This is a genomic window from Pseudomonas sp. GL-B-12, assembly GCF_019955895.1.
Taxonomy (GTDB): domain Bacteria; phylum Pseudomonadota; class Gammaproteobacteria; order Pseudomonadales; family Pseudomonadaceae; genus Aquipseudomonas.
This window is the reverse complement of record NZ_JAHBCX010000010.1, coordinates 102261-109599: the sequence shown is the minus strand read 5'-3', so window position 1 is coordinate 109599 and position 7339 is coordinate 102261. Positions and strand designations below refer to the sequence as shown.

Below are 7339 nucleotides of genomic sequence, written 5' to 3'. Positions count from 1 at the left end.
CGCCCGCCCCGCACACTGATCAAGTGAACACAGGCGCCGCCCGGGTTGACGAAGGCGGCAATCACATCGACGTCCCCGGTCCCGCCTTCCATGCTCTGTTGATCCTGGACCCGGCGCAGTAACGCAATCTGGTCCCGCAACTCGGCTGCTCGTTCAAATTCGAGATTGATCGCCGCTTCTTCCATCCCGGCGGACAACTCGTCAGTCAGCGCATTGCTGCGCCCTTCAAGAAACATCACCGAATGGCGCACATCTTCGGCGTACACCTGAGGCTCCACCAGCCCGACACAGGGCGCCTTGCAGCGCTTGATCTGGTATTGCAGGCATGGACGTGTGCGGTTCTTGTAATAACTGTCTTCGCATTGCCGAACGAAAAACGTCTTTTGCAGCAGACTCAAGCTTTCGCGGATCGCACCGGCGCTCGGGTAAGGCCCGAAATATTTGCCCTTGGCCTTTTTCGCGCCGCGATGAATGCTCAGGCGCGGAAACTCTCCGTCGGAGAGATAGACGTAGGGGTAGGATTTATCGTCGCGCAGCAGGATGTTATAGGGCGGGCGCCATTCCTTGATCAGCGTCTGCTCAAGCAACAAGGCTTCGGTTTCGTTGGCGGTGATCGTCGTTTCGACCTGGGCGATACGCGCTACCAGTGCGGCGGTCTTGGGGGCAAGCCCGGTCTTGCGAAAGTAACTCGACAGGCGATTCTTTAGGTTTTTCGCCTTGCCGACGTAGAGCAACCGCGCTTCGCTGTCGAACATGCGGTACACGCCGGGGCGCCCGCTAACGGTCGACAGAAAGGCGCTCGGATCAAAGGTGTCGGTCATTTTCAGAGGCTGGCGTCGACCATGCCATGACGAACCGCCAACAGCGTCAACTCGACATCACTGCTGATCGAAAGCTTTTCGAAGATGCGGTAACGGTAGGTATTCACGGTTTTCGGGGACAGGCACAACTTGTCGGAAATGATCTGTACTTTCTGGCAGCCGACGATCATCAGCGCGATCTGGATTTCCCGCTCCGACAACGCATCGAAAGGCGAATCGTTGGTGGGCTGGAAGGACTTGATTGCCAACTGCTGGGCAATTTGCGGGCTGATGTAGCGTTGCCCGGCGAACACCAGACGGATGGCCTGGACCATTTCCGGCAAACCTGCCCCCTTGGTCAGGTACCCTGCCGCACCGGCTTGCAACAGCCGCGTAGGAAACGGGTCCTCTTCACACACGGTCACCGCGACGACTTTGATATCCGGATGACTGCGCAATAACTTGCGAGTGGCTTCAAGACCGCCGATACCCGGCATCTTGACGTCCATCAACACCACATCGGGTTTCAGCTCACGCGCCTTGAGCAGGGATTCCTCACCCGACTCGGCCTGGCCGACTACTTGCAGGCCATCGATGTCAGCCAGCATTCGTGTAATGCCTGTACGAACGAGATCATGGTCATCGACTACTAGCACCCTAATCAAGCAGACACCTCGCGATATGGTCTTATTGGTTATCAGACACCTTAGCAAAAAGCATCTGGCAGACCTAGCGGAAAGCGTCAGATTAAAAGTTTCAATTCATCTTGAAAGGCTTGTCGCAAGCGTGTTGCAGCAATGCCGGTCAGGGATATCCAGTTGCATCCTCAAGAAACATTCGTCCTTGCCCACCACCCTCAATCCCTTGCGCTCGTACAACGCTCGCGCCGGGTTGTTTTCGAAAACCGTCAGGCGCAACGCCGGGCGCCGCTCCTGGCGCGCCAGAGCCAGTGCCTGATCGATCGCCCAGGACCCAGTGCCCTGCCCACGAAACGCTTCGACGATATGCAATTCGCGGATATACAAGGCTCTGGCATCACGGCTCAGGCTGACATAACCCAGGACTTTGTCGCCCCATGCAATCAAGCGGTTGTCTCGCCCGGCCCAGGCCACGTCAAAGGCTTCGTCCTGCCACAACAGGTCATGCTGAATGTAGTAACGCAACATGCCCTTACAGGTCAGTTCGCGGGCGAATCCCAAGTCATCAGGTGTTGCCGGACGCCATTGGCGCTCCATCATTCCAGCTCCACCGCCAACACATCCCCGGTCCAGCCCGCGGGATTACGCCTGGCAACCACCATCATGTTGCCAGTACCGGAGGCGGCCGCAATCAGCGAACCGTCCGGCGCCCACACCGCGCTACGTCCTGCCGACTCCCAGCCACCCGTTGCACCGCCATGGTTGGCCATCAACACCACCATTGAATGGCCAGCGGCATAACCCTGCAATAACGCGGTATCCGGGTCGTAGCCTTTTGCTGTGATCAGCACACCAGCGGCATATATGCCTGCGCCTGTCAGTGCGGCCATAGCCGCATGATCGGCATGGTTGAAATCCGCGCACACGGCCAACGCAATCGTGTCGGCGCCGATTGTCAGCGGCTCGCCCCCCGCTCCCAGCGCAAACGCCTCTTCCTCCCCCGGATGCAGATGCTGTTTGCTGTAGACCGCGAGAGAACCATCGGCACCCAAAGTCAGCGCGCCAATCAGCACGGGCGATGTGTCCGTCAGCCGAATCGGCATGCCGACGACGGCCGTCACCCCGACTTCCTTGGCAAAATCACGCAGCGGCTGCAGTACGGCCGCGTCCGGCGCAATAGCCAATTGCGCCGCAAGCCCCCGTTCATAGCCGGTCAGCGACAATTCAGGGAACACCAGCAATTGCACGCCCTGCTCCGCAGCCACCTGCATGAAACGTTGATGTCTGGCGATATTGCCGGCGAGATCTCCGGCGATGGAGATCGATTGAGCGGCGGCGATAGTCAGTGCCGTCATGATGCGTCCTTGTGACGATGTGTTTTTTGTTGAGGGGCAGAGTGTGTCACAACCTTCAGGGCGCTCAAGCGATAGAACGCGTGGTCGTTGGCCGATAGCATTTTCTGATTGAATCTGCGTACCGGCCTCTAGTAAGCTCGACCCATCCATCGGAGACAGACCATGTTCAACACCCTCTTACAGCTTCGTACCGCCAGTGCCCTGCGCTCGGTTGCGGCTGCCCGGGTGAACGACGGTTGTGCTCCGGTCAGCTTTTATTTTGGGTATTGGTTTAGCCACTGGCGCGCCTGATACCCACACGGCGCCCACTTTAAACGGGTCGCCACCAGAGAATTCTCAACCCCCGGTCGGCCTCCCGACCGGGGGTTTTGTTTTTTCAGCCCCAACACTTTTAGCGACACACCAGACATTCAGAGGATTCAGAACATGAACTACGCCACTTATTACCGTTACGACAGTTTTACCGCCTGGCGATTTACCACCCTCCGCTCGGGACAGCCTGCCGCCTCCGATCGGTCACCCACAGGTGGCAAGCACACACACGCAGCCAATTTGGCCAATTGTCGAACACCCCAGTAGGGCCGAGCGCGCGGGCACGAACCCGCCACCAGCCCAGGAAGCCTTGAATATGAACTCGTCCGTCTCTGCACTGCCGCTGTCCACTTTGAGCCCTGCCAATGAAGCGCTGACCCTGCGTCTGCCCAGCTCATTGCAACTCAAACAGCAATTGCCCCTCAGCAACGCCCTGTCCCGGCAAGTCACCGCCCACCGCCAGGCGGTTCGCGCGATCCTCAACGGTGAAGATTCCCGTCTGCTGATCATCGTCGGCCCATGCTCGATACACGATCCGAAATCAGCCCTCGAATACGCTGGCAACCTTGCCCGCCTCGCCGCCGAAGTCAGCGACGAAATGCTGCTGGTGATGCGCGCCTACGTCGAAAAACCCCGTACCACGGTTGGCTGGAAAGGCCTGGCCTACGACCCGCACCTGGATGGCAGCGATGATATGGCCGCCGGCCTGACACTGTCCCGCGAGCTGATGTGCGAAATGCTCCGTCTGGGTCTTCCTGTTGCCACTGAACTGTTGCAACCAATGGCAGCCGGCTACTTCGACGATCTGTTGAGCTGGGTAGCGATTGGCGCCCGGACCACGGAGTCGCAGATCCATCGGGAAATGGCCAGCGGCCTGGGGATGCCGGTCGGTTTCAAGAACGGAACTGACGGCGGTGTCGGTGTCGCCAGCGACGCCATGCGTTCCGCCGCCCATCCCCATCGCCATTTCGGTGTCGATAGCCAAGGACATCCGGCGATCATTCAAACCCCGGGCAATGCGGACACCCACCTGGTATTGCGCGGCGGCCATCGCGGGCCGAACTACGACAGCGCCAGCGTCGCCCAGGTAAACAGCGACCTGACCAGGCTCAAAATTCCGGCTCGAATCATGGTCGATTGCAGTCACGCCAATAGCGGCAAAGACCCGTTGCGCCAGCCAGCCGTGTTCAAGGATGTACTTGAACAACGCCTGCAAGGTGATCGTTCGCTGATCGGCATGATGATCGAGAGCCATTTGTTCGAAGGCTGCCAGCCGTTGAGCTCGTCATTGCAATACGGTGTGTCAGTGACCGATGGTTGCCTCGGCTGGGCCGGGACAGAACAGCTGCTGCTTGAAGCGGCAGATCGGTTGCGCGCGTCAAACAACGCCCAATAATCAGCAGCATCCGTCCGCCCTCCGGCCTTCATGCGGAGACTGGAGGGCAAATGGCAATCAATGCCCCATCAGGGACTGCACCTGAACCGGCGTCACCCCGGATTGCTGGAGTGTGCCGTCACGGCGCTCGACTGAATAGGAAACACGGATCGCAGAATCTCGATGTTCCCTCCAGAAGCGATAGGGAACGATGAATACCAATGGCTCGCCGGCGGTGTCTCCGGTTACTTCGCGGTCGTCATGGTGATTGAATTTCTCCCCGTCGCATTCCAGGCAAACCAGATCCCCTTTTTCAGCCCTGGCGTTTTCGATGACGACGGTCACGCCATCCTGCGCATCATGCAGATCCACCCAACCTTCGTCGGCTTCCAACACAGTGGGTGCTGGCAATGGTCCCCGCTCCATGCTGCCAATCATCAGTGTCGTTAGTTCAGAGTAACGAGGACCATGTCCTGCTTGCTTGACGCAATAATCGACGGAAATGGAGGAACCCAGATTGGGCGCAATGCACTCCGGGCTGACCCAAAACGACAGTTCGCCCCCCACAGAAAAGGACTCGACCTTGAGTGCATCACTGAAACTTCCTTCGACCGAAACGCCCGCCCAGGTCAGCAACACCCAGTCGCCCGCCGCCATTCGCGCATAGGGTTTGATCGTAACGATCGCCCCTTCTTTCACCCGATCCGGATCAAGCGTTCTACCCACCGCATCGTTCACCGTCGCAGGCAACAGGTCGGATTGCACATCACCGACACTCAGCTGCAATCGATGGGAATGCACGGGCTCGGCAAAGCGGGTGCTCGTGAGTGAGTAACTGATTTCGAGTGAACCACCGTCAAGCGCCGCGATGTGTGCGCTACCCACGGCAAAGATTATCTCCTCGCCGACCCGATCCTCACTGACAAAACGCGCCACCTGATGATTGCAGGCGAGGCCATCGGCATCCAGACCCGCCCAATTCAACAGCAATTTGTCGCCGCAGGTCATGTCTGGATAAGGCTGGACCCTGATGACGGCTTTTTTGTCAGAGGGACTCAGAACGCTGTTTTGCGCCTGCTCAAGTATGGGAGGTGGTAATGGTTGCTGCGCGAGATTCAAGGTATCGGGTTCATAAACAGTCATTCATTCGCTCCAGTCCTTGGAATAAACACCGAACGGGTGGCCGGCTTTGGATGACGCCTATTTAATCTCACGGCAAACAGCCGTGATGTCGGCCACTTACTCCGGCTCGCGCGGAAAATCGATACACACGAAGTAGGTCTTTGTTCAGCAGCAAGCTGATTGCCGTGAAAAGTCCTCAATCTGTTCCGATTAAGGCCTCAGCCACTCTTGAGTATTCGCACCTGTTCTATTCCGTTATCCGCAAGCATCGGCGGACTTTTCATACACCGCGCCAACCTCGAGTGTTTTAGAGTGAAGTGCCATGCAGTCCCAACGAATTACTGTGCAAAGGTATGAACATGCAAAGGAATGCAAGCACTTGTTACCCAATACTGCTGGTCCATGGCCTTTTCGGCTTCGATAGAATCGGCAAGTTCGAGCTCTTTCACGACATCAGGCAGGCGCTGAGGAACGCCGGAGCAAGGGTGTTCGTTCCCCACCTGTCGGCCACCCACGACAACGAAGCACGCGGTGGCCAATTGCTCTCGCAGATCGAGCGGGTACTGGAAGGAACCGGTGCACGCAAAGTCAACCTCATAGGCCATAGCCAGGGCGCACTGACCGCACGTTATGCCGCAGCGATTGCGCCGCACAGTGTGGCGTCGGTGACCTCCGTCAGCGGGCCGAACCATGGCTCGGAACTCGCCGATTTCCTGCGCAAGGCATTGATACCAGGCTGCCTGCCGGAACAGGTGGCCGAGACGGTGGTGACCCTGTTCGCCGACTTCCTCGCGACATTAAGCGACAATCAGTACCAACCGAAGAACGCCATTGTGGCGCTCAATGCACTGACCACCGAAGGCGTAGGCGCATTCAACGACAAATACCCGCAAGGGCTGCCCACCACCTGGGGTGGCAAGGGGCGTGAACGGGTCAACGGTGTTCGTTACTACTCGTGGAGCGGCGTGCTGCCGTTGAATGTTCTCGAGGCCAGGCTCAATGCGTTCGATCCGCTCAACGCCTTCTGCCGAGCCCTTTCCGGTTATTTCGTCACGGAAAGCGAGCAGAACGACGGGTTGGTCGGTCGCTTCAGCTCCCATCTGGGCACGGTTATCCGTTCCGACTATGCGCTGGATCATCTGGATACCATTGGCCAACCGACCGGTCAGTTGCGCACAGGCGTCGATCCGATTGAGCTGTATGTTCAGCATGCCGAGCGTTTGAGAGACGCCGGCCTTTGAGGTACTACCTGCCGTGGATCCCGCGTGGAACGGAACTTTGAGGAGAAATAGCTCACTGAATCCGGTAGGCTCAGCACTTTATCGAGTATTGAAAGGAGTATTTTCCCATGGCTAAAGCCACTGCCCGTCACATCCTTGTTGCCTCCGAAGCCAAGTGCAACGAACTCAAGGCCCAAATCGAGGCTGGCGCCGATTTCGCCGAAGTTGCCAAGGCAAACTCCACCTGCCCTTCCAGCCGCCAGGGCGGTGACCTGGGTTCGTTTGGTCCGGGCCAGATGGTCAAGGAATTTGACACCGTGGTCTTCAGCGCACCGCTCAACGTGGTCCAGGGCCCGGTCAAGACCCAGTTCGGTTTCCACCTGCTGGAAGTGACCAGCCGTCAGGACTGATCGACGCTTGAGCTATTCACGCAACGGCCCGCCTTTTGGTGGGCCGTTGTGTTTGCGATGCGTAATACGGCTGGCGAGGGACGCGCCGCTAGCGTACAAATTGTCGT

General features: G+C 58.2%; 9 protein-coding genes. 4 read left to right on the top strand and 5 right to left on the bottom strand.

Features of this window, described 5'->3' with window-relative positions:
• The 4 genes from uvrC to KGA85_RS06050 form a co-directional block, all read right to left on the bottom strand.
• On the bottom strand, nucleotides 1-821 hold an 821-nt coding region (uvrC, locus tag KGA85_RS06065; RefSeq protein WP_223542977.1), incomplete at its 3' end, for an excinuclease ABC subunit UvrC.
• A 2-nt stretch (nucleotides 822-823) separates the two neighbouring features.
• A complete protein-coding gene (gene uvrY / locus KGA85_RS06060) occupies nucleotides 824-1465 on the bottom strand; it encodes a UvrY/SirA/GacA family response regulator transcription factor (RefSeq protein ID WP_008015884.1) in 642 nt (213 codons plus the stop codon).
• Nucleotides 1466-1561: 96 nt separating this feature from the next.
• Complete coding sequence (locus KGA85_RS06055) at nucleotides 1562-2035, bottom strand: GNAT family N-acetyltransferase (RefSeq protein WP_223461743.1); 474 nt, start codon at nucleotides 2033-2035, stop codon at nucleotides 1562-1564.
• Complete coding sequence (locus KGA85_RS06050; protein WP_223461740.1) at nucleotides 2035-2793, bottom strand: carbon-nitrogen hydrolase family protein; 759 nt, start codon at nucleotides 2791-2793, stop codon at nucleotides 2035-2037. The genes KGA85_RS06055 and KGA85_RS06050 overlap by 1 nt, the downstream gene beginning before the upstream one ends.
• A 162-nt stretch (nucleotides 2794-2955) precedes the next feature.
• Here KGA85_RS06050 and KGA85_RS31120 point away from each other — a divergent pair, with 162 nt between their 5' ends.
• On the top strand, nucleotides 2956-3084 hold the full coding sequence (locus KGA85_RS31120; protein WP_259674428.1) for a hypothetical protein: 129 nt from the start codon (nucleotides 2956-2958) through the stop codon (nucleotides 3082-3084).
• A 337-nt stretch (nucleotides 3085-3421) separates the two neighbouring features.
• Complete coding sequence (locus tag KGA85_RS06045) at nucleotides 3422-4501, top strand: 3-deoxy-7-phosphoheptulonate synthase (RefSeq protein ID WP_223531847.1); 1080 nt, start codon at nucleotides 3422-3424, stop codon at nucleotides 4499-4501.
• A 57-nt stretch (nucleotides 4502-4558) separates the two neighbouring features.
• On the opposite strand, the gene KGA85_RS06040 is transcribed toward KGA85_RS06045, so the two are convergent.
• Nucleotides 4559-5623, bottom strand: coding sequence for a hypothetical protein (locus tag KGA85_RS06040; protein WP_223461736.1), 1065 nt, complete (start codon nucleotides 5621-5623; stop codon nucleotides 4559-4561).
• Between the two features lie 338 nt (nucleotides 5624-5961).
• On the opposite strand from KGA85_RS06040, the gene KGA85_RS06035 reads away from it, so the two are divergent.
• Nucleotides 5962-6843: an esterase/lipase family protein gene (locus tag KGA85_RS06035; RefSeq protein WP_223461734.1), complete on the top strand. Its 882-nt coding sequence runs from the start codon at nucleotides 5962-5964 to the stop codon at nucleotides 6841-6843.
• 107 nt (nucleotides 6844-6950) lie between these two features.
• Nucleotides 6951-7232, top strand: coding sequence for a peptidylprolyl isomerase (locus tag KGA85_RS06030; protein ID WP_008051985.1), 282 nt, complete (start codon nucleotides 6951-6953; stop codon nucleotides 7230-7232).
• Nucleotides 7233-7339: the final 107 nt, after the last annotated feature.